21 protein-coding genes are annotated in these 24811 nt (G+C 72.8%); 5 read left to right on the forward strand and 16 right to left on the reverse strand.

What is annotated here, in order from left to right; translation table 11 throughout:
- Nucleotides 1-156: 156 nt before the first annotated feature.
- The 9 genes from ftsW to mraZ all read right to left on the reverse strand — a co-directional run bounded on the left by ftsW (nt 157) and on the right by mraZ (nt 12426).
- Entirely contained in the window at nt 157-1593 is a 1437-nt protein-coding gene (gene ftsW / locus INP57_RS10905) for a putative lipid II flippase FtsW (RefSeq protein WP_200070031.1), read from the reverse strand.
- 6 nt (nt 1594-1599) lie between these two features.
- Nucleotides 1600-3006 carry a UDP-N-acetylmuramoyl-L-alanine--D-glutamate ligase gene (murD, locus tag INP57_RS10910; protein ID WP_307850010.1) on the reverse strand — a complete coding sequence of 469 codons (1407 nt, stop codon included), beginning with the start codon at nt 3004-3006 and terminating at the stop codon, nt 1600-1602.
- Between the two features lie 86 nt (nt 3007-3092).
- Nucleotides 3093-4175 carry a phospho-N-acetylmuramoyl-pentapeptide-transferase gene (gene mraY / locus INP57_RS10915; RefSeq protein ID WP_200070032.1) on the reverse strand — a complete coding sequence of 361 codons (1083 nt, stop codon included), beginning with the start codon at nt 4173-4175 and terminating at the stop codon, nt 3093-3095.
- Complete coding sequence (locus INP57_RS10920; RefSeq protein ID WP_200070033.1) at nt 4172-5650, reverse strand: UDP-N-acetylmuramoyl-tripeptide--D-alanyl-D-alanine ligase; 1479 nt, start codon at nt 5648-5650, stop codon at nt 4172-4174. The genes mraY and INP57_RS10920 overlap by 4 nt, the downstream gene beginning before the upstream one ends.
- Nucleotides 5647-7233: a UDP-N-acetylmuramoyl-L-alanyl-D-glutamate--2,6-diaminopimelate ligase gene (locus INP57_RS10925; protein WP_307850011.1), complete on the reverse strand. Its 1587-nt coding sequence runs from the start codon at nt 7231-7233 to the stop codon at nt 5647-5649. The genes INP57_RS10920 and INP57_RS10925 overlap by 4 nt, the downstream gene beginning before the upstream one ends.
- Before the next feature lie 843 nt (nt 7234-8076).
- Nucleotides 8077-9933 (reverse strand): peptidoglycan D,D-transpeptidase FtsI family protein, encoded by a 1857-nt coding sequence (locus tag INP57_RS10930; protein ID WP_200070035.1) that lies wholly within the window; start codon nt 9931-9933, stop codon nt 8077-8079.
- Nucleotides 9933-10790 (reverse strand): cell division protein FtsL, encoded by an 858-nt coding sequence (ftsL, locus tag INP57_RS10935; RefSeq protein ID WP_200070036.1) that lies wholly within the window; start codon nt 10788-10790, stop codon nt 9933-9935. The genes INP57_RS10930 and ftsL overlap by 1 nt, the downstream gene beginning before the upstream one ends.
- A complete protein-coding gene (gene rsmH / locus INP57_RS10940; protein ID WP_200070037.1) occupies nt 10787-11788 on the reverse strand; it encodes a 16S rRNA (cytosine(1402)-N(4))-methyltransferase RsmH in 1002 nt (333 codons plus the stop codon). Before rsmH ends, ftsL begins: the two co-directional genes overlap by 4 nt.
- Nucleotides 11789-11994: 206 nt before the next feature.
- A complete protein-coding gene (gene mraZ / locus INP57_RS10945; RefSeq protein WP_200070038.1) occupies nt 11995-12426 on the reverse strand; it encodes a division/cell wall cluster transcriptional repressor MraZ in 432 nt (143 codons plus the stop codon).
- A gap of 587 nt (nt 12427-13013) precedes the next feature.
- Between mraZ and INP57_RS10950 the strand changes: the two genes are divergently transcribed.
- The 3 genes from INP57_RS10950 to INP57_RS10960 are packed head-to-tail and all read left to right on the forward strand — an operon-like array spanning nt 13014 to nt 17494.
- The gene (locus tag INP57_RS10950; RefSeq protein WP_200070372.1) at nt 13014-14057 is read left to right on the forward strand and encodes an AAA family ATPase; all 1044 of its coding nucleotides are present in this window, start codon (nt 13014-13016) and stop codon (nt 14055-14057) included.
- Nucleotides 14058-14060: 3 nt separating this feature from the next.
- Complete coding sequence (locus INP57_RS10955) at nt 14061-15302, forward strand: DUF58 domain-containing protein (protein ID WP_200070039.1); 1242 nt, start codon at nt 14061-14063, stop codon at nt 15300-15302.
- Nucleotides 15299-17494 (forward strand): transglutaminase TgpA family protein, encoded by a 2196-nt coding sequence (locus INP57_RS10960; protein ID WP_200070040.1) that lies wholly within the window; start codon nt 15299-15301, stop codon nt 17492-17494. Before INP57_RS10955 ends, INP57_RS10960 begins: the two co-directional genes overlap by 4 nt.
- 168 nt (nt 17495-17662) lie before the next feature.
- Here the strand turns inward: INP57_RS10960 and INP57_RS10965 are convergent, their stop codons facing one another.
- Both INP57_RS10965 and INP57_RS10970 read right to left on the reverse strand, forming a co-directional pair.
- Nucleotides 17663-18085, reverse strand: coding sequence for an SCO2097 family morphological protein (locus INP57_RS10965; protein ID WP_200070041.1), 423 nt, complete (start codon nt 18083-18085; stop codon nt 17663-17665).
- 183 nt (nt 18086-18268) lie between these two features.
- Nucleotides 18269-19042 carry a class I SAM-dependent methyltransferase gene (locus tag INP57_RS10970; protein ID WP_200070042.1) on the reverse strand — a complete coding sequence of 258 codons (774 nt, stop codon included), beginning with the start codon at nt 19040-19042 and terminating at the stop codon, nt 18269-18271.
- A gap of 104 nt (nt 19043-19146) precedes the next feature.
- Between INP57_RS10970 and INP57_RS10975 the strand changes: the two genes are divergently transcribed.
- Both INP57_RS10975 and INP57_RS10980 read left to right on the forward strand, forming a co-directional pair.
- Nucleotides 19147-20028 (forward strand): ParA family protein, encoded by an 882-nt coding sequence (locus INP57_RS10975; RefSeq protein WP_200070043.1) that lies wholly within the window; start codon nt 19147-19149, stop codon nt 20026-20028.
- Nucleotide 20029: 1 nt separating this feature from the next.
- Nucleotides 20030-20809, forward strand: coding sequence for a DNA-formamidopyrimidine glycosylase family protein (locus INP57_RS10980; RefSeq protein ID WP_200070373.1), 780 nt, complete (start codon nt 20030-20032; stop codon nt 20807-20809).
- A gap of 1 nt (nt 20810) precedes the next feature.
- On the opposite strand, the gene INP57_RS10985 is transcribed toward INP57_RS10980, so the two are convergent.
- From INP57_RS10985 to INP57_RS11005, 5 genes are all read right to left on the reverse strand, one after another.
- Nucleotides 20811-22100, reverse strand: coding sequence for a uracil-xanthine permease family protein (locus tag INP57_RS10985; protein ID WP_200070044.1), 1290 nt, complete (start codon nt 22098-22100; stop codon nt 20811-20813).
- Between the two features lie 190 nt (nt 22101-22290).
- A complete protein-coding gene (pspM, locus tag INP57_RS10990) occupies nt 22291-23121 on the reverse strand; it encodes a phage shock envelope stress response protein PspM (RefSeq protein ID WP_200070045.1) in 831 nt (276 codons plus the stop codon).
- A 12-nt stretch (nt 23122-23133) separates the two neighbouring features.
- On the reverse strand, nt 23134-23970 hold the full coding sequence (locus INP57_RS10995) for a PspA/IM30 family protein (protein WP_200070046.1): 837 nt from the start codon (nt 23968-23970) through the stop codon (nt 23134-23136).
- Between the two features lie 97 nt (nt 23971-24067).
- Nucleotides 24068-24259, reverse strand: coding sequence for a hypothetical protein (locus INP57_RS11000; RefSeq protein ID WP_200070047.1), 192 nt, complete (start codon nt 24257-24259; stop codon nt 24068-24070).
- Between the two features lie 52 nt (nt 24260-24311).
- Entirely contained in the window at nt 24312-24800 is a 489-nt protein-coding gene (locus INP57_RS11005) for a helix-turn-helix domain-containing protein (RefSeq protein WP_200070048.1), read from the reverse strand.
- Nucleotides 24801-24811 lie beyond the last annotated feature (11 nt).

Here is a 24811-nt window from a genome sequence, read left to right on the forward strand (position 1 = left end):
CCGGATGACCCTGCTGACCCGGATGCCCCGGAAAACCGCCAACCGGTCCCGGCTGCCCCGGGAAACCGCCCTGCGGTCCGGGAGGGCCGGCCTGCCCGGGAGATCCGGGCCCGCCCGGAAAGCCGGGCTGGCCGCGGTAGCCGGGTTGCTGCCCGTTCAACGGTTTCCTCCTCGTGTCGGTGCCCGGGAACCGGATTTGGCGCGCGGCGCCGTGCGCCCTCGCGCGTCCGAGGTTCCCCGGCGGGTCTGCGACGCCCCGGTGCTGCGCGAACCGGGGCGGTTGGACGGCGCTGGGCGCGCGGCCCGTCGTTTGGCGGGCGGGCGGTACGGCGCGGGCGTCGGCAGCCGCAGCAGCTTGCCGACGCGACCCGGCCCGAGCGAGCGCAGCGCGGCGATCGCCTCCGGCTCGTTGCGCGCGAAGTTCGCCAGCAGCCCGAACACCAGCATGCTGGTGACCACCGACGACCCGCCGGAAGAGATCAACGGCAGCGGCAACCCGGTGACCGGCAGCAGCCCCACCACGTAGCCGACGTTGATCGCGGCCTGCCCGGCCAGCCAGGTGGTCAGCGTCGCCGAGACCAGCCGGATCCACGGGTCGGTGTTGCGCGCCGCGATCCGCAGGCCCACGTAGGCGGTGGTGCCGAACAGGCCGAGCACCACCGCGCAGCCCACGAAGCCGAGTTCTTCCCCGATCACGGCGAAGATGAAGTCGTTGTGCGTGTTCGGCAGGTACTGCCACTTCGACCAGCCCTGCCCGAGCCCGCGCCCGAACAGGCCGCCGTCGGCGAGCGCGTACAGCGCCTGCTGCGCCTGGTAGCCCGCGCCGCTGGAGTTGGCCGAGGGGTTGAGGAACGAGGTGATCCGGTCCATCCGGTAGGTCGCCAGCGACGCCAGCACTATCGCCGCGGTCACCGCGCCGAGCACCCCCACGCCGAACAGCCGCAGCGGTGCCCCGGCGAACCACATCAGCGCCAGCAGCACGATGAACAGCGTGACCGTGGAGCCGAGGTCGGGCTGCAGCATCACCAGCGCGAACATCACCAGCCCGGCGGGCACCACCGGCACCAGCAGGTGCCGGTACTGCGCCAGCATTCCGCGCTTGGTGACCAGCACGTGCGCGCCCCACACGGCGAACGCGATCTTGGCGAACTCGACCGGCTGGAACGAGACCGGCCCGAAGTCGAACCAGCTGCGCGCGCCGCCGCGTTCCTCCCCGAGCGGGGTCAGCACCAGCACCAGCAGCAGCAGGCAACCGCCGAACACCGACAGGCTGTGCCTGCGCAGCAGCTTCACCGGCATCCGCAGCGCGCCGTAGAACAGCACCAGCCCCGCCGCGCAGTACGCGAGCTGCTTGACGAAGATCCCGTAGGACGACCCGCCGCTGCTGAACGAGTCCACACTGGACGCGGACAGCACCATGACCAGTCCGAACACGGTCAGCAGCCCGAACACCGCCAGCAGCAGGTGGAACGAGGCCAGCGGCCGGGTCAGCCAGGCGGTCAGCGGCGTGGTCAGCGCGGCGAGCCCGGTGGGGCGTTGGTTCTCGCGCGAGCCCTGGTTCTTGCGCGGGCTCTGGGCGGTGGCGGTCGCCATCGTCGCTCACCCGCCGGTCGTGGTCGCGACGGCGGGCAGGGCGCGCACCGCGTCGGCGAACGCCCGGCCGCGGTGCGCGTAGTCGGTGAACATGTCCATCGAGGCGGCCGCGGGCGCGAGCAGGACCGCCGCGCCAGGCCGGGCGTGCCCGGCCGCCAGCTGGACTGCTTGTGCCATGCCCGCATCGTCTCCCGCCGCGACCTGCTCGATCGGCACCCGGGGGGCGTGTCGGGCCAGTGCGTCGGCGAATTTGCCCCGGTCGCGTCCGATGAGCACCACCGCGTCCAGCCGTTCGGCGTTGCGCGCGACGACGTCGGTCACGTCGGCGTCTTTGAGCAGCCCACCCGCGATCCACACCACCCGCGGGTGCGCCCGCAGCGCGGCGTCCGCGGCGTGCGGGTTGGTCGCCTTGGAATCGTCCACATAGGTCACACCGGCGGCTTCGGCGATCACCACCGAGCGGTGCGCCCCGGGCTCGAATTCGCGCAGCCCGCGGGAAACCGCATCGGGTTCGACGCCGTGCGCGCGGGCGAGCGCGGCCGCGGCGAGCGCGTTGGCCTGGTTGTGCGGGCCCGCGGGATGCACGTCGGCGATCGAGGCGAGCCGCACGTCCTCGCCGAAGGCGTCGCCGACACCGCCGAAGGCCCGATCGACCAGCGCGCCGCCGGAGATGCCGAGCTGCCCGGCCCCCGGCTCGGACAGCGTGAACGACACCGCCCGCCGCGTCCCGCCGGCCAGCTTCGCGGACCACTCGTCGTCGGCGTTGTGCACCGCGACGGCGTTGCCCGCGTACACCTTCGCCTTCGCCGCCCCGTAGGCGTCCATCGACCCGTGCCAGTCGAGGTGGTCGTCGGCGAGGTTGAGCACGACACCGGCGTGCGCGGCCAGCGACCGCGACCAGTGCAGCTGGAAGCTGGACAGCTCCACCGCGAGCACCCGATGCCCGGCGCGCACCGCGTCCACCACGGGGAGTCCGACGTTGCCGCAGGCCACCGCGTCCGCACCGGCCGCGCGCAGCACCGACTCCAGCATCCCGACGGTGGTGGTCTTGCCGTTCGTGCCGGTCACCGCGAGCCACTCCGCCGGTTCGGGGCGTTGCCGGTCCAGCCACCAGGCGAGTTCGACCTCGCCGATGACTTCGACGCCGGCGGCTTCGGCGGCCGCCAGCAGCGGCACGCCGGGTCGCCAGCCGGGGCTGGTCACCACCAGGTCGGTACCTGCAGGCGGCTCCGCCAGGCCCGGCACCAGCTCGGCGCCTTCGGCGCGCAGCGAGGCCAGCTCGGCGAGCCGTTCCTCCGAGGCGTCGGTGAGCGTCACCCGGGCACCCGCGGCCAGCAACGCTTCCGCGGCCGACCGCCCGGACACCCCGGCCCCGGCGACCAGCACGTCCCGGTCCCGCAATGCTTGCGCCACGCCGTGCTCCCCTGATTCCCCGACGATCCTGATTCCCCGACGATCCTCCTGGCCTGCGGCCGCCCGGGCAGGCGGCCCCATCCCGCTCACGACCCGGACAGCGCCAGCCAGTCCGCGTAGAACAGCCCGAGGCCGAACAGCGCGCTGATCCCCGCCAGGATCCAGAACCGGATGATCACCGTGGTTTCCGCCCACCCCGCCAGCTCGAAGTGGTGGTGGAACGGCGCCATCCGGAACAGCCTTCGCCGCGTGCTGCGGAACACCACGATCTGCAGCACCACCGACAGCGCCTCGACCACGAACAGCCCGCCCACGACGACCATCAGCAGCTCGGTGCGGGTCACCATGGACAACCCGGCGACCAGGCCGCCGATGGCCAGCGAACCGGTGTCGCCCATGAAGATCTTCGCCGGTGCCGCGTTCCACCACAGGAACCCGATGCACGCGGCCATCGCCGCGGCCGCCACCACCGCGATGTCCAGCGGGTCGCGCACCGTGTAGCAGGCCGGCGTGGGCCCGCCGCCGGTGGGCGCGGTGCAGTCGTAGCGCAGCTGCCAGAACGAGATCAGCACGTAGCACGCCAGCACCATCGCCGCGGTGCCACCGGCAAGGCCGTCCATGCCGTCGGTGAAGTTGACCGCGTTGGACCAGCCGCTGATCGCGATGTAGGCGAAGATCACGAACCCGACCACGCCGAACGAGACGACCGTGATGTCCCGGATGAACGACAGGTGCTCGGAGGCGGGCGTGATGCCCGCCTCGTCCTGGAACTGCATCGCCAGGATCGCGAACAGCACCGAGGCGACCAGCTGGCCCACCAGCTTCGCGGTCTTGTTCAGCCCCAGGTTGCGCTGCTTGCGGATCTTGATGAAGTCGTCCAGGAACCCCACGATGCCCAGCGCGGTGGTCAGCCCGAGCACCAGCAGCCCGGACGCCGACGGCGCCTGGTCGGCCACCGTGAGGTGGGTGGCCAGGTACCCCGCCCACATCGCGACGAGGATCGCCATCCCGCCCATGGTGGGCGTTCCCCGCTTGGCCGAGTGCGACTTCTGCACCTCTTCGCGGATCTCCTGGCCGAAGCCCTGCTTCGAGAAGATCCGGATCAGGTACGGGGTGAACAGGATGGACACGACCAGCGCCACCGCGGCGGCGACGAGGATGCTCTTCACGCGGCACCCCCGGTCAGCGCCTCGGCGACCTGCCACAGCGCGGCCACTTTGGACGCCTTGGCCAGCACGACGTCACCGGGACGCAGCTCGTCGCGCAGCAGCGCGACGGCGGCATCGACGTCCGGCACCAGAACCGACTCCTCTCCCCACGACCCTTCCAGCGACGCACCCTGGTGCATCGCGCGCGCCTGGTCACCGACGACCACGAGGCGGTCGATGTTGAGCCGGACGGCCAGCCGCCCGATCTCGTCGTGCGCGGCGACCCCGGACTCGCCGAGTTCGCCCATCACCCCGAGCACCGCCCAGGCGCGGCCGGGTTTTCCCCTGGTCATCGACGCGAGCGTTTTCAGCGCCGCGCGCACCGACTCCGGGTTGGCGTTGTAGGCGTCGTTGACGACGGTGACGCCGCCGGAGGTCTCGGCGACCTCCATCCGCCGCGCGGACACGCGCCGCACCGAACCGAGCCGTTCGGCGGTCTCGGCGAGCGTCGCGCCGAGTTCCAGCGAGATCGCGGCGGCGGTCAGCGCGTTGCCGACGTGGTGCTCGCCGTGCAGCGGCAGACTCACCCGCGCCGAGCCTTCGGCGGTGACCAGCGTGAACGTGGGCCGCGCCCGCTCGTCGAGCTCGACGTCCTCGGCGCGGACTTGCGCCTTCGGGCTCTCGCCGACGAAGACCACGCGAGCCGCGGTCCGCTCGGCCATCGCGGCCACCAGCGGGTCGTCGGCGTTGAGCACCGCGACTCCGCCGTCGGCAGCCGCGGGCAGCGCCGCGACGAGTTCGCCCTTGGCCTGCGCGATGGCTTCCGGCGAGCCGAATTCGCCGAGGTGCGCGCTGCCGACGTTGAGCACCGCACCGATCCGCGGCGGCGCCACCTCGCACAGCGCGGCGATGTGGCCGACGCCGCGCGCGGACAGCTCCAGCACGAGGTGCCTGGTGTGCTCGTCGGCGCGCAGCACCGTCCACGGGTGGCCGAGTTCGTTGTTGAACGAGCCGGGCGGCGCCACGGTCGGCCCGGCCGGTTCCAGCACCTGCGCGATGAGGTCCTTCGTGGAGGTCTTGCCGGACGATCCGGTCACCCCCACCACGGCCAGCTCCGGCAGCCGGTCCACCACGTGCCGGGCCAGCCGCGCCAGCCCGGCCAGCACCGCGGCACCGCTGCCGTCGGCGTCGCCCGCCAGCGCCATCGCGCGGGACGGGTGGTGCGCGGGCAGCTCAGGAACGATCACCGACGGGATCGGCGCGTCCGCTGTGGACACTTCGCGGGCGGCGAGCACCCCGGCGGCGCCGTCCGCGACGGCTCCGGCGGCGTAGTCGTGCCCGTCGACGCGTTCACCGGGCATCGCCACGAACAACCCGCCGGGGCCGATCTGCCGGGAGTCGAACTCGACGGGGCCGGTGACGGTTTCGGTGCCGTCCGCGTGGTGGAGCCTGCCGCCGACCGCTCGCGCGATGTCAGCGAGGCTGAGCGGGATCACCTTGCCTCCTCGTTGCTGCCCCGGCCTCCGGCCGGGGACGTGGGCTCCCCCAGATTTCCTTGCGCGGCTTGAAGTTCGTGCGCCGGCCTGCGCCGCAGCGCCGCGGCGACCTCGTCGCGGTCGGAGAACGGGTGCACCACCCCCGCGATCTCCTGCCCCGTCTCGTGGCCCTTGCCCGCGATCACGACCACGTCCCCGGTGCGCGCCCGCGACACCGCCTCGCCGATGGCTTCGCGGCGATCGCCGACCTCGCGGACCTCGCCGCGTTCGCCCGCGGGCACTTCCAGCGCACCGGCGAACATGGCGGCGCGGATGTCGGCGGGGTCTTCGCTGCGCGGGTTGTCGTCGGTGACGATCAGCAGGTCGCTGCGGCGCGCGGCGGCCTCGCCCATCAGCGGCCGTTTGGCGATGTCCCGGTCGCCGCCGCAGCCGAGCACGACCAGCACGCGGGACTCGCCGGCCTGCGCGCGGGCGGCGTCGAGCACCGCGGCGACCGCGCCCGGTTTGTGCGAGTAGTCCACGACGGCGGTGAAGTCCTGGCCGAGCGCGACGCGCTCCATCCGGCCGGGAACGTCCACTTCGGCCAGTCCGCGCTCGACGGCCGCCGCCGGGACCCCGGCGGCGCGCAGCACTCCGGCGGCCAGCAGCGCGTTGGCCACGTTGAACGGGCCGGGCAGCCGCAGCCGCACCGCCAGGTCGCCGTCCGGGCCGTGCGCGGTGAAGCGCTGCTCACCGGTCGGAAACGCCTGCACCGGGCCGGGCGTCCAGGAGGCGTCGCCCGCGGTGGAGACGGTCGTGGTGTCCGCGGTGACCAGCCGGCGCCCCCACTCGGTGTCCACGCACACCACTTCGCGTTCCGAGCGGCCGTCGAACAGCAGCGCCTTGGCCTGGAAGTAGTCCTCCAGGTCGCGGTGGAAGTCCAGGTGGTCCTGGGACAGGTTGGTGAACGCGCCGACCGCGAACCGGGTGCCGCCGACGCGGCCGAGCGCGAGCGCGTGGCTGGAAACCTCCATCGGCACGTGCGTCACGCCGTGCTCGACCATCACCGCCAGCAGCGCCTGCAGGTCCGGGGCCTCCGGAGTGGTGAACGCGCTTTCCAGGCGCTCCCCCGCGATGCGGGTTTCCACCGTGCCGACCAGGCCGGTGGTGTGCCCGGCCGCGCGCAGCGCGGACTCCAGCAGGTAGCAGGTGGTGGTCTTGCCGGAAGTGCCGGTGACGCCGAGGACGGCGAGCTTGCCGGACGGGTCGCCGTAGATGCGGGCGGCAGCGGCACCGAGCACGTCGCGCGGATCGTCGTGCACCAGCAGCGCGACCTCGCCGGAACGCACCCGCGGGTCGTCGAGCAGCGCGACCCGGTCGATCCCGGCCTGGTCGGTGAGCACCGCGGCGGCACCCGCGCTCAGCGCTTCGCCCGCGAAGTCGGCGCCGTGCACCCGGGTGCCCGGGAGCGCGGCGAACAGATCGCCGTCGAGCACGTGCTGCGCCCGCAGCGTCGCACCGGTCACGACCCCCGCGCCGGGGGAATGACCAGGAACGTCGATGACCCGCGCACCGATGTTCTCGGCGAGCTGCTGGATCCGCACCGGCTCGACGTGAGCGGGTCGAGGCGGGGCTGTCGCGACCGCGGAAGGCACGTCGCGCAAGGCTACCGGTACCACTTGACGGGTCATGCTCATGGTCGGCTGTGCGCGCCGGGTACTCGCCCGCTGACGCGACCGGGACCACTCGGTCGTTTTCGCGCGGCGCCGCGCAGGGGCCGCCGGAAGCGCCGCCCGCAATTCGCCGAAAACGCGGCGGAATCCCGCTCCGCGAATCGCCGCATCGCGGCCGTTGTCCGAACTCGGGCAGAAACCGCGAACAACGATTCCGACCTCCCGCATTCCTGAACGATCGGCGACACCGCCGATTCGGTGATATTCGATAACTGCGTTCTGGAGCGGGTCGCGAACCGTCGCTCACACCACCGCCCGCGGACCGGCGCCGAGCAAGTTTCACCAGCTCATCGCCATGATCCAAAAACATCGGAGAACTGCGGTAATCCGCCGCTCAACCGCCCGAATATCCGGCGCCGCGCCCAATGTCGGCGGCAAGTGCTCTGAAGGGGTCACACACGTTCGGCAGAAAGCCGATGCCACCCCGTGGCCGGCCAGGCGAGGACCCGACGTACGGCCGGGGCCGTCCGTGCGAAGTTGTTGGTCCGTCTCGTGCAATTTTGTGGTGCCGCGGGTGCCCATTCGCTTAGCGTTGCATCCCGTCAGGTCGACGGTTCCGCTGGTTTTCGGGGAGGGCTCGTGGGAGCACGACCCGCGAGGTGCGCCGCGCTGCACCGCCCGCACCGGCGGGACCGTCCTGCCCCGCCTGACGTGAGCCGTGCACGGGCCGTGGCGCGAACGGCCCGTGCACGCGCTGGAACCGCGAGCACGCCGTTAGTGGACCTGCAAGGTCTGCACCGGCGCGGGTTCCGGGGAGAGCGGGATCTGGTAGCGCTGCGCGAGGTACGCGGCGATGTCGTGGAACAACGGAGCAGCCGAATCCGAGTCCGGCAGGCCCTTCTTCGGCGCGTCCAGCATCAGCCCGACCACGAACCGCGGATCGTCCGCGGGCATGATCCCCGCGAAGGTGATCCAGTTCGAGGACTGGCTGTAGCAGTTGCACGCCGGGTTGACCTGCTGCGCGGTACCGGTCTTGCCGGAGATCTGGAACCCCTCCAGCGCCGCGTCCTTGCCGGTGCCCTGCTGCTTCGGCGCGCCCTGCACCACGCCGCGCAACATGTCCTTCACCGTGTGCGCGGTCTGCGGGCTGACCACCCGCACCCCGTCCGGGGGCGGCTTTTCCACCCGCGTGCCGTCCGGGCGCACCTCCGAGGAGATGATCCGCGGCGGCACCCGCACCCCGTCGTTGGCGATGGTCTGGTACATCCCGGCCATCTGCAGCACCGTCATCGAAAGGCCCTGCCCGATCGGCAGGTTCGCGAACGTGCTGCCGGACCATTCCTCCCGCGGCGGCACCGTGCCCCCGCTCTCGCCGGGCAGGCCGATGCCGGTGGGCTGGCCAAGGCCGAACTTGCGCACCAGCTCGTTGAACCGGTCCGGCCCGAGTTCCTGCGCGGTCATCAGCGTGCCCACGTTGGACGACTTGCCGAGCACGCCGGTGAAGGTCAGCGGGATCGTGCCGTGCGACCAGGCGTCCCCGACGGTGCGGTCCGCGACCTTGATCGAACCCGGCACCTGCATGACCGTCTCCGGGCGCTTGATCCCGTGCTCGATCGCCCCGGCCGCGGTGATCACCTTGTTCACCGAACCCGGTTCGAAGGGCGTGGTCACGGCCGGGTTGCCGAGCCCGTCCGGGCCCCACTTCGGCGAGTTCGGGTCGAACGACTTGTCGTTGGCCAGCGCGTACACCTCACCGGTGTGCGCGTCGAGCACCACCGCGCTGGCGCTGCGCGCCTGGGTCTTGCGCGCGTACTTGGTCAGCTTGTCCTGGACCATGTACTGCACGTCGGAGTCCAGCGTCAGCCCGACGTCGGAGCCGGGCACGGCCGATTGGACCTGCCGCTCGGTGCCGGGGATGACCAGGTCGCTGCCCATCGCGGTGTCCGAGACCTTCTTGCCGTCGGTGCCCGCGAGCAGCTTGTCCAGCGAGCCCTCCAGCCCGATCCTGCCCAGCACCTTGCCCGCGTCCTCGCTCCACCGCGCACCGCCGAGCACCGCCGAACCGGTGTCGCCCGCCGGGTATTCGCGGGTGGCGCGGTACTCGGCGCCGATCTGCGAGTACTTCTCGGTGATCAGGCGCGCGGCGCCGGGGTCGATCACCGGCCCGATCTTGACGTAGCTGGAGTCGCTGAACAGCGCCTCGGTGATCTGCCGCTCGTCGACCCGGTCGCCGAGCACCTGGTGGATGTAGCGGGCGACCTCGTGCTTGTACTGCTCGGCGGTCGGTTCCGCCGGGTTCTTCGCGTGTTCCTCGTTCTGGTCCTCGGTGAGCTTGTTCGGCGTCGCGTACAGCTGCCTGGCTTCGCTGCTGAACGCCAGCACGTTGCCGCTGCGGTCGGTGATCGAACCGCGTTCGGCGGGGATCGCCGAGACGGTGTGGCGCTGCTTGGCGGCGTCCGCGGACAGCTGCTGCGCCTGCAAGCCCTGGACCTGGACCAGCTTCCCCCCGGTGAGCACCAGCGCCAGCACCAGCAGCAGGCGGCCGATCTTCAACCGCCGCGCGCTGCCGGCCACGTCGGTGCGCGCGGTCCGCCGGCTCCCCCCGGCGGGCCGCGTCCCCCTGCGGACCATCAGCGCCCCTCCACCGCCGGGATCGGCACGGCCTGCCGCTGCGGATCAGGCACCTGCTGCCCGTCCGGCGGCGGCTGCGGCGCCGGTGACTGCGGAGCCGGCGGCTGCGGGATCGACGGCGGGGAAACCGGCGGCGGGGGCGGCGGCGTCGCGGGTTCGGGCGCGGTCGCCGCCTGCGGATCACCGATCGTGCGGACACCGCCGTCCGGCTGCACCAGCAGGTGCGCCGGCGGCGAGTCCGGCGGCACCATGCCCAGCTCGGCGGCTTTGCGCTGCAAGGCGGGGGTGGAGTCCATGTTGCTGACCTCCCGCAGCAGCAGCTCGCGCTGCTCGTTGAGCGCGGTCAGTTCCGCACCAGAGCGCTGCAACCGGTAGGAACCACCGACGGTGGCGATGGACAGCGACAGCGAGGTCACCAGGCCCACCCCCAGCACGCCCATCACCACGACGACCAGCGGCGCCCGCGAGGTCGCCACCTTGGCCTGCAACTGGCGGGCCGCCGGGCGCACCGCGCTGAGCCGCAGCAGCCGCGGCTGGCGCTGCTCGACCGCCGGGCGCTGCCCGCGCGGGCGGCGTTCCGGCGCTTCCCGGGCGGAGCGTTCCCGGCGTTCCTCCCGGCGGTTGTAGGCGCGTTCGGCGGCCGCGGACCGGCCGCGGGCCTTGGTGTCCTGTTTGGACTTCGTCGCCGAGTTCCGGCGGGTCGCCGTCTTCTGGGTCGCGGTCTTCTGCGTCGCCGTCTTCTGGGTCGCAGTCTTGTCCGCCCCGGACTGCTGCGACTTGCCCTTCTCGGTGGTGTTCTTCTTGCCCGCGGTGCCGGTGCGCGAAGCAGCCGTCTTGGCGCGAGTCGGTGCCGTCATGCCGCCTCCTTGATCCGTTCGGCGGCGCGCAGCCGCACCGACGCGGCCCGCGGGTTCTCCGCCGCTTCCTGTTCGCCCGCGAGCTCGGCGCCCCGGGTCAGCAGCCGCAGCTGCGGACCGTGCCCGGGAAGTTCCACGGGCAGGTCGATCGGAGTGCGGGACCGGGCGAGTTCGGCCATCGCCCGCTTGACCAGGCGGTCCTCCAGCGAGTGGTAGGACAGCACGACGATCCGCCCGCCCCCGGCCAGCGAGTCCAGCGCCGCGGGCAGCGCCCGCCCGAGCACGTCGAGCTCGGCGTTGACCTCGATGCGCAATGCCTGGAAGGTGCGTTTCGCCGGGTGCCCGCCGGTGCGCCTGCTCGCCGCGGGCACCGCGTCGTAGACCAGTCGCACCAGCCGATCGCTGCGGTCGAACGGTTCCTTGCCGCGCTCCCGCACGATCGCGCCGGCGATCTTGGAGGCGAACCGCTCCTCGCCGTAGTCGCGCAGGATCCGGACCAGTTCGCCGGTCGAGTAGGTGTTGAGCACGTCGGCCGCGCTCTGCCCGGCGCCCGGGTCCATCCGCATGTCCAGCGGCGCGTCCCGGGCGTAGGCGAATCCGCGCTCGGCTTCGTCCAGCTGCAGCGACGAGACCCCGAGGTCGAACAGCACCGCGTCCACAGTGGGCAGTTGGAGGCGGTCGAGCACTTCGGCCCACTCGTCGTAGACCGCGTGCACCAGGTGCAGCCGGTCGGCGAACTCCGCCAGCCGCAGGCCCGCGAGCCGCAGCGCTTCCGGATCGCGGTCCAGGCCGATCAGCGTGAGCTGCGGGTGCGCGCGCAGCAGCGCTTCCGCGTGCCCGCCCATGCCCAGCGTCGCGTCCACCGCGACCGCGGGGCGGTCGGCGAGCGCGGGCGCCAGCAGTTCCAGCGTGCGCGCCAGCGCCACCGGAACGTGCCGGTCGCGGGCGGAGCCGCCGGCTTCCGATGCGTCGGTCACTGCGGTCCCTCCCTCCCGCATACCTGGTCCGCGCCACCGCCCCTGCGGCGGCGGCAGGCTCGTCCACCTGCACAGCTGTCTCACCAACGCGGCGCCGCAGCGGCCTCGCGGAAGTTCCCGCCCGGCGGCACCGATCACGCCTGGTCCCAGCCCGCCCGTGCCTCCTGGTGCCGGGGAAGGTGCACCAGGACGCCGAGGCGGACCGAGGCCGGACGCCACCGGTCCCGCTAGAACAACCCGGGCAGGACCTCCTCCCTGGCTTGGGCGTAGCTCTCCTCGTGCTCGTCGAGGTAGGACTGCCACCGTTCGGCGTTCCAGATCTCCAGCCGGTTGATCGCGCCGATCACCACGCAGTCCTTGTCCAGTCCCGCGTAGCGGCGCAGTTCCGGTGCGATCGGGATCCGGCCCTGCCCGTCCGGGCGCTGCTCGTCGGTGCCCGCGAACAGGTACCGCTGGTAGGCGCGGACGGATTCGTTGGTGAGCGGGGCCTCGGCGACCTTGCGGGCCAGCTGCTCGAACTCGGCACGCGGGAAGACGTAGAGGCAGTGGTCCTGCCCTTTGGTGACCATCAGCCCCCCTGCCAGTGCGTCCCGGTACTTCGCAGGCAGCGTCAGACGCCCCTTGTCGTCGAGCTTGGGGCTGTAGGTACCGAGGAACATCCCGGGACCACCTCCCCCGCGGACCCGACGGTCCGACGACTCCGGCAACGACGGGCGATCGGCGGTGCCTGCCGCTGCGCCACCAGCGGCGGTCGCACCGGGCCACCTCGGCGCTCCCCGGAGCCGGGCGGAGCCCCCGTTTGCCCCACCGGGCGCCACAGTACCCCACTTCCCTCCACCGTCAACCGGGACCGGAGCCCGACACGCCGCGGCGAGTCGGGCGTTTGCCCAGCTAAACGGCCTCTTAACGCAAGTGGTGCGGGGTGGGGGACGTGGTGCGGCACTCGGCACCGGACTGCGCCGAAACACCCGATCGGGATCTCCCCCGGCAACCCGGCCCGCCCGCCCGTGCGGATGCCGGGGGTCGGGCGTGGGGGAAGGTGGGGAACGGCCAGGCCACCGGCACCGGTACGGACTCCGACGCCGGTTTGGCACACTGCGGAGGCACGCTCAGCGCGCGATCAGCCGACGATCGCCGTGATCGCCCGCCTGCGGCGCCGGAACAGCGCCCGCGCGGAAGGGCCCACGCGGAAGGTGACTCGCCGCGGCGCCCGGAGCAGCACCTTGGAGGTTGCGTGACGCCCAACATGCCCACATCCGGCACCGCTTACGCCGGTGGCGGGCAAGCCGAACCCGGCTCCGGCGACGGCGGCACGCAACAGCCGGCCGAACCCGGCACCATCGCCGGCCTGCACTCGACGCTGCAGCGGATCGCGGCGAACGTGGAACAGGTGCTGGTCGGCAAGCCCGAGGTCGTGCGGGTGGCACTGGTCACCCTGCTCGCCGAAGGCCACCTGCTGGTCGAGGACGTGCCGGGCGTCGGCAAGACCTCGCTGGCCAAGGCGCTGGCCCGGTCCATCGACTGCACCGTGAACCGCATCCAGTTCACCCCGGACCTGCTGCCCAGCGACATCACCGGCGTGGCGATGTACAACCGGCAGGCGGAGTCCTTCGAGTTCCGGCCCGGCCCGGTGTTCGCCAACATCGTGGTCGGCGACGAGATCAACCGCGCATCCCCGAAGACCCAGTCGGCGCTGCTGGAGTGCATGGAGGAGAACCAGGTCACCGTCGACGGCGAGACCTACCCGCTGGAAGCGCCGTTCATGGTCATCGCCACCCAGAACCCGGTGGAGATGGAGGGCACCTACGCGTTGCCGGAGGCGCAGCGGGACCGCTTCACCGCCCGCGTGTCGGTCGGCTACCCGGATCCGCAGGCCGAACTGGCCATGGTCGACGAGCACACCGGGCACGAGCCGATGGACCAGCTGCGCCCGGTCGCCGACGGCGGCCGGATCCGCGCGCTGCTGCAGGCGGTGCGCGAGGTGCACGTGAGCACCGAGCTGCGCCGCTACGTGATCGAGATCGTCAGCGCCACCCGGTCGCTGCCGGAACTGCGACTGGGCGCCTCGCCGCGCTCGACGCTGCAGCTGATCCGCGCCGCGCGGGCGCAGGCCGCGCTGTCCGGCCGGGACTACGTGGTCCCGGACGACGTGCAGGAGGTCGCCGTGCCGGTGCTGGCGCACCGCCTGGTGCTGACCAGCGAGGCCCGCGCCACCAGGCGTTCCGCTTCGGACCTGGTGCGCTCGCTGCTGCGCCGCGTCGAGGTGCCGCGCGGCGACGCCGGGCGGTAGCCGTTGCTGTCCGGCCTGACCGTGCGCGGCCGCTGCCTGCTGGCGGCGGGCGTGGCCGCCGCAGTGTGCTCGGTGGCGCTCGACGAGCGGGACCTGCTGCGGATCGCCGCTTTCGTCGTAGTGCTGCCGCTGCTGGCGATGGTCGTCGCCGCCCGCGTCCGGCACGGGCTGCGGGTGCGGCGGGAGGTGCTGCCCGGCCGGGTCCAGGTCGGTGCGCAGGCGGAAGTCCGGCTGCACGTCACCGGCTCGGGTGCGGTGCCGCTGGGCGGGCTGCAGCTGGAGGACGAGGTGCCGCACGCGCTCAGTTCCCACCCGTACTTCCGCGTCGAGCACGTCCGCCGCGCGGGCGCGGTGCTGGACTACCAGGTCACGCCGCAGCTGCGCGGCATCCACCAGATCGGGCCGCTGCGCACCCGGGTCGGCGATCCGTTCGGGCTGGCCGAGTTCGGCCACGAGCTCGGCGGCCGCAGCAGGCTGGTGGCGGTGCCGCGGGTGGTCCCGCTCGGCGGTCTGCCCGCCGGTTCGGGGCTGGGCACCGGCGAGGACGGCACCACGCGGCTGCGCGCCGGGCACGGCGACGACGACACGATGGTGCGGGAGTACCGGCACGGCGACGACATCCGGCGGGTGCATTGGAAGAGCACCGCCAAGCGCGACGAGCTGATGGTGCGGGTCGAGGAGCGGCCTTGGCACGGCGGCGTGACGGTGCTGCTGGACCGGCGAACGGCTGCGCACCGCGGCAGCGGCGCGGCCTCCAGCCTGGAGTGGGCGGTCTCGGCCGCGGCGAGCATCTGCGCGCACCTGCACGCGCACGACCAGCAGGTTCGGCTGATCACAGAGGACGGTGCCGCGCTGGCGGGCGGTCCGGGCCCGTTCGACGGCGGCCAGGACGATTCGGCGATGCTGGAGGCGCTCGCGGCGGTGCGGCCGTCGGCGCAGCGGGACCTGGTGTGCCCGCAGGATCCCGGCAACGGCCAGGAGCTGATCGCCGTCCTCGGTGCCACCAGCACGGCCGGTGTCGGTGAGCTGACGCGGTTGCGCCCGGAGCGCGCCCGCAGCTTGGCGCTGCTGCTGGACGTGCCCGCATGGACGGGCGACTCGGACGGGTCCTTCGACGCGCAGCGCACCGCCGAACGGCTGCGCACGGCCGGCTGGAGCGTGGTCGTGGTGCGCGGGCCGAAGACGTCGATGGCCGGGGCTTGGGGCCGGTTGTGCCAGGCCGGTGCGGCGGAGGTGGCTTCGTGATCGACGGCCAGGCGATTCGCGCGACGCTGGCGGCCGCGGTGGCCGTGCTGTGCGCGGCGACCTCGTTCACCGGGATCTTCGCCGACGCGCGCTGGATGGTTCCGGCGGCGTTGACGGTCGCGGTGGTCAGCGGGACCGGGCTGCTCGGCCGCACGCTGCGCTGGTGGCCGCCGCTGGTCGCGATCGCCCAGCTCGTCGTGCTGCTCGCGCTGCTTTCGGCGCTGTTCACCCAGCAAGCGGTGCTGGGCGTGCTGCCGGGTCCGGCCGCCGTCGGGCAGCTGTCCGAAGTGCTCTCCGAGGCGCTGGGGGCGGTGCGCGGAGGTGTTCCGCCGGTGGCCGCCGACCCGGCGTTGCAGTGCCTGGTGTGCCTCGGGCTGGGATTCGTCGCCGCGCTGATCGACGTGATCGCGGTGACCGCGGGCACGCCAGCGGTGGCCGGTCTGGTGCTGCTGTGCGTGGTCGCCATCCCCGCTTCGCTGGCCCAGAGCATGCTGCCGTGGTGGACGTTCGCGATCAGCGCCGCCGGGTTCGCGCTGCTGCTGGCATCGGCGGGCAGGCATGTGCAGGGGCGGCCGGACAGCTGGTCGCTCGGTTCCCGCGGTGCCGCGCTGGGTGCAGCGGCCGCCGTGATCGGGCTGCTCACCGGGGTCGTGTTCACCGGAGTGGGCACCGAGGGGCGGCTGCCCGGTTCGAACTCGGCCGGGTACGGGCCGGGCAGCGGCGGCGTCGGGCTGCGCCCGTTCACCTCGCTGCGCGGCCAGCTCAACCGGGATGACGAGGCGGACCTGTTCCGGGTCCGCGGCCTGCCGGAGCAGACGTACCTGCGGGCGATGACGCTGAGCAGGTTCGACCCGCAACAGGGCTGGAGCCTCGGCCCGCTGACCCGCGGCGTGGACGCCCAGCAGCCGCTGCCGCCGCCGGAGGGCACCGACACCGTCGCGCCGGGTCCGACCGCGACGGTCGGCATCGACCCGGTCGGCTACCGCGACCCGTGGCTGCCGATCTTCGGGATGCCGACCGGGGTGTCCGGGATGGGCGCGGGCTGGCGCTACGACCCGGCCAGCGGAATCGTGTTCACCCAGACCCGCCAGCAGAGCCGCCCCTACACCGAGCAGCTCCGGCTGCCGTCCCCCAGCCCGGAGGCGCTGCGCAACGCGACCGGACCGGAGCCGGTCGACCGGACCTACCTGGACAAGGCCGGAGTGACGCCGCGGATCTCCGAGCTGGCCGATCAGGTCACCGCTGGCGCGCCGACCCGGTTCGACAAGGCGATGGCGCTGCAGCGGTTCTTCACCGACCCGGCCAACGGCTTCCGCTACGACCTCAGCACCGCCCCGCCCGCAGGCGGCTCCGCGCTGGAGGACTTCCTGTTCGGCGGCAAGCGCGGGTTCTGCGAGCAGTTCGCCTCGTCGATGGCCGTGCTGCTGCGTTCCGAAGGCATCCCCTCCCGCGTGGCGGTCGGCTTCACGCCCGGCTACCAGGACGGCGACCAGCGGGTGATCACGACCAACGACGCCCACGCGTGGGTGGAGGCGTACTTCCCGCACTACGGGTGGATCACGTTCGACCCGACCCCGCTCGGCGACGGGCGCGCCGCACTGCCCGCGTACGCGCAGCCGCCGCCCCCGCCCGCTCCGTCGCCGGCTCCGGAGACGGGCCAGGAGCCGGCACCGCCGCCCGCTCCGTCCGAGCCGGGCACGCCGCCGCAGGCCGAGCCGCCCGCTCAGCCGCAAAGCGGCTCCTGGTTCGGGGTGACCGCGGCGACGGCGGGAGTCCTGCTGCTGGTCGTCCTGCTGGCCGGGGCACCGGCCGCGGTCCGCGAACTCCGCCGCAGGCAGCACTTGCGGGCCGCCGCGGGCGGGTCGGCGGCCGCCGCCTGGCGGGAGTTGCTGAACGAACTCGCCGACCGCGGCGAGCACCCGGACCGCAGCCGCACCGTGCGCACCACGGCCACCGAGCTCGCCGACCGCCACGAGCTCGGTCCGGAAAGCTCCCGCGCACTGCACGAGCTGGTCGAAGCGGTCGAGCGGGAGTGGTACGCCCCGGCGGGCCGGGTCGCCACCGCCACCGCCGCCCCGGATGCCGCGCTGCGCACCGTCCTGGCCGGCCTGCGGCAGCAGCATCCGATGAGCTGGCGGGATCGGCTGCTGCCCCGCTCGCTGCTGTCGGACACTCCGCTGCGCCGGAGCTGAACTGCGGCGGGGCTGAACTGCGGCGGACTGACCTGCGCCGGGGCTGACCCGAAGCGCCGAGACCGCCGCACCGGCACGAAGAAACCCGGTGACCGCGCGGGTCACCGGGTTCCACGTCATCAAGTCGGCCGGGTGGCGCATCGCCGGCACGCGGCCGGCGAGCACGGCCTAGCGGTCGAATCGCTTGCGGAAGCGATCCTCCATCCGCTGTGCGAACGAACCCTTGGCGCGGGGTTCGGGCTGCTGCTTGCGGCCGCCGCCGGAAGAGCCCCCGCCTTCCGCGGCCTCCGACTCGGCGTCCTGGCCGCCGCCACCGCGCATCGCGGACAGGACGATCACTGCTCCGCCGAACATCACGAGGAAGCCGACCACGCTCACCACGGGGATACCGGCCGGTTTGACCGGTATCACCACGCCGACCACCAGCAGGATCAACCCCAGCACGAACACGGCGATGCCCTGCAGGCGACGCCGCCGCGACGGGCGCTGCAACCGCCCGCCGCGAACCGTGGAGGCGAACTTCGGATCCTCGGCGTAGAGCGCGCGCTCGATCTGGTCGAGCATCCGCTGCTCGTGCTCGGAGAGTGGCATGGCTCCTCCTCCGGCACAGGTCTCTGGTGGCGCCGGAGACTCGGAGGGCACACCTTCGAGCTGGAACCCGGCGAACGCTTGGGGGCGTCACCGACGAGGATACGGTTCCGGCGACGTCAGGACTACCCGCAGGGGTCAGCTCGGGTTCATGAGCTCGTCGACATCATCCCCTCGGTCCAGCGATCAGCCGACCACCCGGCCGACGGCGTGCAGCCGGGTCGCGATGTCGCGCAGCGGCGGGCGGGCGGCGGCGCCGCGTTCCAGCTCTGCCAGCGCATCGGCGGCGCTGCTCTCGGAACCCGCGCCTGCCGCGGCATCCGAGGTCGTGCCGGGCACGCCTTCGGAAACGGTGCCGGGCACCAGGTACCCGAACACGTCCTGGCCCTGCACCAGCTCTACCGCCAGCCCGGCGTCCTGCATCCGGCGTTTCAGCTCCTCGGTGTCGAACCGCCGCAGCACCGTGTCGGTCGTCCCGTCGAGCCTGCCGTCCGGATCGTGGAACACCCGCAGCGCCTCGGGCAGCCGCCCGGCCAGCGCGCGGCCCAGCACCGCCGCGTACCGGTTCGCCACCAGCACCGACACCGCCCCGCCGGGAGCGCTGGCCGCGACCAGCGACGACAGCGAGGTGGCCACGTCGTCGACGTACTCCAGCAAGCCGTGCCCGAGCACCAGGTCGGCCCCACCGGGCGGGGTGTAGTTGTGCAGCGCCTCGGTGTCGCCCTGCAACGCGGTGATCAGTTCGGCGACACCCGCGTCGGCGGCGCGGCGCTGCAGCGTGGCCAGCGCGTTCGGGCTCGGGTCGACCACCGTGACCTCGCAGCCGGTGGAGGCCAGCGGTACCGCCCACACCCCGCTGCCGCCGCCGACGTCGAGCACCCGCGGGGGCCGTCCGTCCCGGCGGCTGCGGGCTTCGGCGATCTCTTCTTCCAGCACGCGGTGGACGGCGTCCGATCTCATGGCCAGCAGCGTAATGGCGGGTCAGACCGGGCGGCGCACCGGCGGGGCGGCTGCACTGGCGCAGCAGCACACGAGATCGACGTGCGGTTCCGTAGGCTACGGGCGTGCAAACCGTGGCAGTGCTCAGCCTCAAGGGCGGAGTCGGCAAGACGACCGTGGTGCTCGGGCTCGCTTCGGCAGCCATGCGCCGCGGTGCGCGGACCTTGGTGGTCGACCTGGACCCGCAGTGCAACGCGACCGCCGCCCTGGAACCGGACGAGACCGAGCTGGGCCTCAGCGATGTGCTGGCCGACCCGCGCCCGGAGGTGCTGCGGTCGGCGGTGGGGCCCAGCGGGTGGGGCGAACAGGTCGATGTGCTGGTGGGCTCGGAAGACGCCGAGCTGCACAACGGCGGTACCGACGGGAGCCGCAGCGACCTGGCGAAGCTCACCGAGGCGTTATCCGCGTTGGAGACCCTGATCGCGGACGGGGACCTGCCGTACCAGCTGGTGCTGCTGGACTGCCCGCCTTCGCTGGGGCGGTTGACGCGCTCGGCGCTGATCGCGGCGGACCGGGCGCTGCTGGTGACCGAGCCCACGATCTTCGCGGTTTCCGGGGTGCAGCGGGCGTTCGAGGCGGTGCAGGCCGAGCGGGAGAACAACCCGCGGTTGCAACCGCTGGGTGTGGTGGTGAACCGGGTGCGGCCGCGGTCGCACGAGCACCAGTTCCGGATCGACGAGCTCCGGGAGATCTTCGGGCCGCTGGTGATGCCGGTGGCGCTGCCGGACCGGCTCGCGGTGCAGCAGGCGCAGGGCGCTTGCCTGCCGATCCACCAGTGGGGCACGCCGGGGGCGCGCGAGGTCGCGCTCGGGTTCAACCTGCTGCTGGCGCGCACGCTGCGCGCCGGGCGGCAGCGGCGTGGTGCCGAGCCACCGATCGACGAGGCGACGGCGGCCGACGATCCGGGCGACGCGGAACTCGACGCCGACGAGCTCCAGGAGGACTGACCTGCCGGAAGGCGACACGGTGTTCCTGACCTGCCACCGCCTGCACGAGGCGCTGGCCGGCCGGGCGCTGGTGCGCGGCGAACTCCGGCACCCTCGTCTGTCCACTTTGGATCTCACGGGCCGGGTGGTGCGCGAGGTGCGCCCGATCGGCAAACACCTGCTCACCCGGTTCGAGTGCGGCTGGACGCTGCACAGCCACCTGCGGATGGACGGCGCCTGGCACCTGTACTCGCCGCGCGCCCGCTGGCGGCGGCCTGCGCACCAGGTGCGGGCGCTGCTCGCGGTTCCGGAGCGGACCGCGGTCGGGTTCAACCTGCACGATCTGCGATGGCTGCGCACCGGCGAAGAGGACGAGCTGGTGGGCCACCTCGGCCCGGACCTGCTGTCCCCGGACTGGGACGAGGCGATGCGCACCGAAGCGGTCCGCAGGCTGCGGTCCGACCCCGAGCGCGAGATCGGTCTCGCGCTGCTGGACCAATCCGTGCTGGCCGGGCTCGGCAACATCTACAAGACCGAGGTGTGCTTCCTGCTGCGCCGATCGCCGTGGACCCCGGCAGGCGAGGTGGATGCGGACCGCGCGGTGCAACTGGGCCGCGAACTGCTGCTGCGCAACGCGTGGCGCCCGGAACAAGCCACCACCGGCGATCCGCGCCGCGAGGCGAAGCACTGGGTTTACGGCCGCCGCACCTGCCTGCGCTGCGCAAGCGCGGTGCTGCGCGACGAGCAGGGCGCGGGCACCGAGGAACGCGTCGCCTACCACTGCCCGCGCTGCCAGCCGTGAGTCAGCCGCCGGGCATCTCCGCCCGGTGCGCGGACACCGCATCGGCCAGGCTCCGCAGCACCGGGTACACCAGCACGATCCCGATCGAACCCCACACCAGCCCGGTGATCCGCAGCGCGCCCAGCGACAACGTCAGGTCGCCCACCCCGGCCACCAGCGCGGTGCCCAGCACGGCCAGGTTGACCGGGTCGGCGAAGTCCACTCCGGCTTCGCTCCAGATCCGCACCCCGACCAGCGCGAGCACGCCGACCACCACGAACATCGCGCCGCCGAGCACGCCCGGCGGAATCGTGCCGATCAGCGCGTGCAGCTTCGGGCAGAACGCCAGCAGCACCGCGCCCACCGCCGCGACCATGCACGCCGCCGTCGAGTACACCCGCGCCGCGGCCATCACGCCGACGTTCGGCGCGTAACTGCTCAACGCCGAACCGCCGCCGGAACCGGCCAGCGAGTTCGCCAGCCCGCCGCCGATCAGCGCGTCGCCGACGTGCCCGTCCAGGTTGCGCCCGCTCATCGCCGCGACCGCTTTGCCGTTGCCGACGAGTTCGGCGGCCAGCACCAGCACCATCGGAGCCACGAACGGCACCGCGGACAGGTGCAGCTGCGGGCTCAGCACCTGCGGAACCCCGAACCAGTCGGCATCGGCCACCGCGTGCAGCCGTGCCGCGTCCACCTGGCCGGCGAGCCCGGCGCAGCCCCATCCGGCGAGCACTCCGAGCAGGACCGCCAGCCGCCGCAACATGCCGCGGCTGAGCACCGTCGCCAGCACCACGACGACCAGCGTCACCACCGCGGGCACCGGCTGCGCGCGGAACGACGTCACCGTCTGCCCGGCCAGGCTCAACCCCAGCATCAGCACGATGCCCCCGGTCACCACCGGGGGCATCGCCGATTCCAGCAGCCGCGCGCCGAGCGCTTTGACCGCGATCCCGAACGCGACCAGCACCAGCCCCACGATCATGATCGCGCCGAGCAGCGCGCCCGGACCGGCACCGCCGTGATCGACGGCCGCGCCCATCGGCACGACGAAGGCGAACGAGGCACCGAGGTAGCCGGGCACCCGGTTGCGGGTGATCACCAGGAACAGCAGGGTGCCGATGCCGGAGAACAAGAACGTCGTGGCGGCGGGAAAACCGGTCAGCGCGGGCACCAGGGCGGTGGTGCCGAACATGGCCAGCAGGTGCTGGAGCCCGAATCCGATGGTCAACGGCCAGCTGAGGCGTTCTTCGGACCCCACGACCGCTTCGTCCACCAAGTGACGACCGTTGCCGTGCACGGTCCACAACGCCACAACTTCCTCCCCGACTGTCCCCCGGCGCGGGGGACGCGCTGCCACGTAACGTAGCGACGCTGGGGAGATTACTATTCGGCATCACATAATCAACCCGCCACGGGGTCATTAGTGTGAAAAGTGATGCACATGTGCTGACGTGCAGTCATGACCGCGGCACCGCGCCCGCGCGGACCCGGTCGGCGGGCGCTCAAGAATTCCGCGGCTGCCCGGTATCGCCACTGCCCCGCCCGAGCTCGAGCAGCGCGGTCGCCAGCCCGGCCAAGCGGTCCGAAGCGTCCTGCACGGCGTGCCGCTGCTCCGGCCCTCCGCTGGCAGCGACGGCGCGTCCCGCTGCGGCGACCAAGTGGCGGTAGCCCTCCACGCCCTCGTCGAGTTCACCGCGCAACCGCTGCACATCCGCGCGCAGCGGTTCCTGCTCGGAGGCGGGCACGTGCGGCAGCGCCGCCTCCACCGCCTGCAGCCGCGCCGAAACCTCGCGCAGCGCGGCCGCAGCTCGGTTCGCGGTGTCCCGGGCGTCCGCGGCTTCGCCGAAACCGGCCGTGCTCAGCTGCTGCAGCGCCTGGTGCATGCTCTGCTCCGCGTCGCGGAGACTGCGCATCGGCTCCCGCGCCTGCGAGCCGTTCGGCGGCAACTCCACCGGTTCCGGCGCGGCCTCCGGCAGCGGCACCTTGCACAGCTTGCGGTACTGCCGCCACGAGGCGACCGCGCCGACAGCGGTCGCGACCGCGGCACCGCCGATGCCGAACGCGGCCACGTCCAGCATCGTCTCCAGCGGCTGAGCCGCGGGCATGCCGAACACGTGCGGCGCGAACGCCCCGTACGAGCCGGCCGCGAACACCCCGGTGCCCACGGTTCCCGTGATGGCGGTCTGCCTGCTGCGCTTGCGCTTGCGCAGCAACCTGGCGCGCGGATCACGCCACCGCGCGAGCTTGCGGCGGAACTCACCGGCGATCGGGCCGCGCAGCTCGCGCAGCGCGGCCTCGCCCCATTCCGCCAGCTCCTTCTTCTGCGGCGGCATCGGCGAACTCGCTCAGACCTGGCCGGTCTGCGGGTTCTGCTGCTGCTGTTGCGGCTGGGTGGACGGCTCGGCCGCCTGCCCGCCGGTGACCTGCTGCTGTTGCCCGCCGGTGACCTGCTGCTGATCGTTGCTGCCCATCGAGGCGCGCAGCTGCTCCAGCCGGTTCGAGCCCGCGGCGTCGATGGAAGCCTGCTGGACCTCCATCATCCGGCCCTGCACGCTGTTCTGCGCCAGCTCCGCCTCACCGAGGGCGGTGCTGTAGCGGCGCTCGATCTTGTCCCGCACCTCGTCCAGCGAGGGCGTGTTGCCGGGCGCGGCCATGTCGGACATCTGCTTGAGCGAGTTCGACGCCTGCTCCTGCATCTTCGCCTGCTCGAGCTGGCTGAGCAGCTTCGTGCGCTCGGCGATCTTCTGCTGCAGCATCTGCGAGTTGCGCTCCACCGCCTGCTTGGCCTGCTCGGCGGCCTGCAGCGACTGGTCGTGCAGCGTCTTGAGGTCCTCGACCCCCTGCTCGGCGGTCACCAGCTGGCTGGCCAGCTGGGTGGCGGTCTCCTCGTACTTCTCCGCCTTGGCCGTGTCGCCTTCGGAACGCGCCTGGTCGGCCATCGTCAACGCCTGCCGCGCCGAGGACTGCAGCTTCTCGACCTCGCCGAGCTGGCGGTTCAGCTTCATCTCCAGCTGCCGCTGGTTGCCGATCACCGATGCGGCCTGCTGCGACAGGCTCTGGTGCTGACGCTGCGCATCCTCGATGGCCTGCTGGATCTGCACCTTCGGATCGGCGTTCTCGTCGACCTTCGACGAGAACGACGCCATCAGGTACTTCCAGAACTTCACGAACGGATTGGCCATCTCCTCCGCCTGCCTTCTCTGCTGCCGGTGCTGCCCGTGCGCGGCCGGGCCGCACAACTCCCCTTTCGGCGAGCCGACGGGCCGCGGCGTTTCGCGATCATCTTGCCATCGCGCCTGGTCCCCAACGGGTCCTGGCCCCATCGTGGCAGTCCGCGATGTCCGCTTCCACCAGGACGCCGAAGATCTCCGGGATTTTCCCGGGGTATCCCGCGACGGCGCCGACGCTGATCGAGCCGACGCCGCCGCCCGGGCTCGTGCCCGGCAGGCGACCGCGGCGCGCGCGGGTCATTCGATCAACGCACCGGCCACCCGGCAGGTTCCTGAGCTCGGCGGAACATTCCCTAAGCGGCCACCACGACGCCGCCGGAGTTGCGCACCGGAGCGCTGATCCGCTGGCTGAGCACCGGCTGCAGCTTGCGGTCCTCGGCGGATTCGTCCGCCGCGGCGCTCGCCTGCGCCTCGGCACCCACCTCGGCGAATTCCGCGCCCGCCAGGCCGGTCTCGGCGAGGTCGGTGCCCGCCAGGCTCGGCACCAGCGTCCCGCCGTCGAAACCGGAGTCGGCCTGCTCGACCATCGCCGGGGTCAGCATCGAGCCCGCCCCGTCCAGATCGCCGGCCACGGTCACCAGCAGTTCCGGCAGCGGTACGTCCAGCGCGCCGCAGATCGAGGCCAGCAGTTCGCTCGACGCCTCCTTGCGGCCCCGTTCCACCTCCGAGAGGTAGCCGAGGCTCACCCGGGCGGCGCGCGAGACGTCCCGCAGCGTACGAGACTGAGCGGTCCGGGCGCGGCGCAGCCGTTCTCCGACCGCTTCCCGCAACAACACGGTCATCGCGCGCCTCC

Origin of the sequence: Saccharopolyspora galaxeae (assembly GCF_016526145.1) — a bacterium.
GTDB classification, from domain to species: Bacteria; Actinomycetota; Actinomycetes; order Mycobacteriales; family Pseudonocardiaceae; genus Saccharopolyspora_C; species Saccharopolyspora_C galaxeae.

Coding starts and splice junctions, on each gene's coding strand:
- ftsW (WP_200070031.1), bottom strand. CDS start 1,593: ATGGCGACCGCCACCGCCCAGAGCCCGCGCAAGAACCAGGGCTCGCGC.
- INP57_RS10930 (WP_200070035.1), bottom strand. CDS start 9,933: ATGGTCCGCAGGGGGACGCGGCCCGCCGGGGGGAGCCGGCGGACCGCG.
- ftsL (WP_200070036.1), bottom strand. CDS start 10,790: ATGACGGCACCGACTCGCGCCAAGACGGCTGCTTCGCGCACCGGCACC.
- rsmH (WP_200070037.1), bottom strand. CDS start 11,788: ATGCGGGAGGGAGGGACCGCAGTGACCGACGCATCGGAAGCCGGCGGC.
- mraZ (WP_200070038.1), bottom strand. CDS start 12,426: ATGTTCCTCGGTACCTACAGCCCCAAGCTCGACGACAAGGGGCGTCTG.
- INP57_RS10950 (WP_200070372.1), top strand. CDS start 13,014: ATGCCCACATCCGGCACCGCTTACGCCGGTGGCGGGCAAGCCGAACCC.
- INP57_RS10965 (WP_200070041.1), bottom strand. CDS start 18,085: ATGCCACTCTCCGAGCACGAGCAGCGGATGCTCGACCAGATCGAGCGC.
- INP57_RS10970 (WP_200070042.1), bottom strand. CDS start 19,042: ATGAGATCGGACGCCGTCCACCGCGTGCTGGAAGAAGAGATCGCCGAA.
- pspM (WP_200070045.1), bottom strand. CDS start 23,121: ATGCCGCCGCAGAAGAAGGAGCTGGCGGAATGGGGCGAGGCCGCGCTG.
- INP57_RS10995 (WP_200070046.1), bottom strand. CDS start 23,970: ATGGCCAATCCGTTCGTGAAGTTCTGGAAGTACCTGATGGCGTCGTTC.
- INP57_RS11000 (WP_200070047.1), bottom strand. CDS start 24,259: ATGACCCGCGCGCGCCGCGGTCGCCTGCCGGGCACGAGCCCGGGCGGC.
- INP57_RS11005 (WP_200070048.1), bottom strand. CDS start 24,800: ATGACCGTGTTGTTGCGGGAAGCGGTCGGAGAACGGCTGCGCCGCGCC.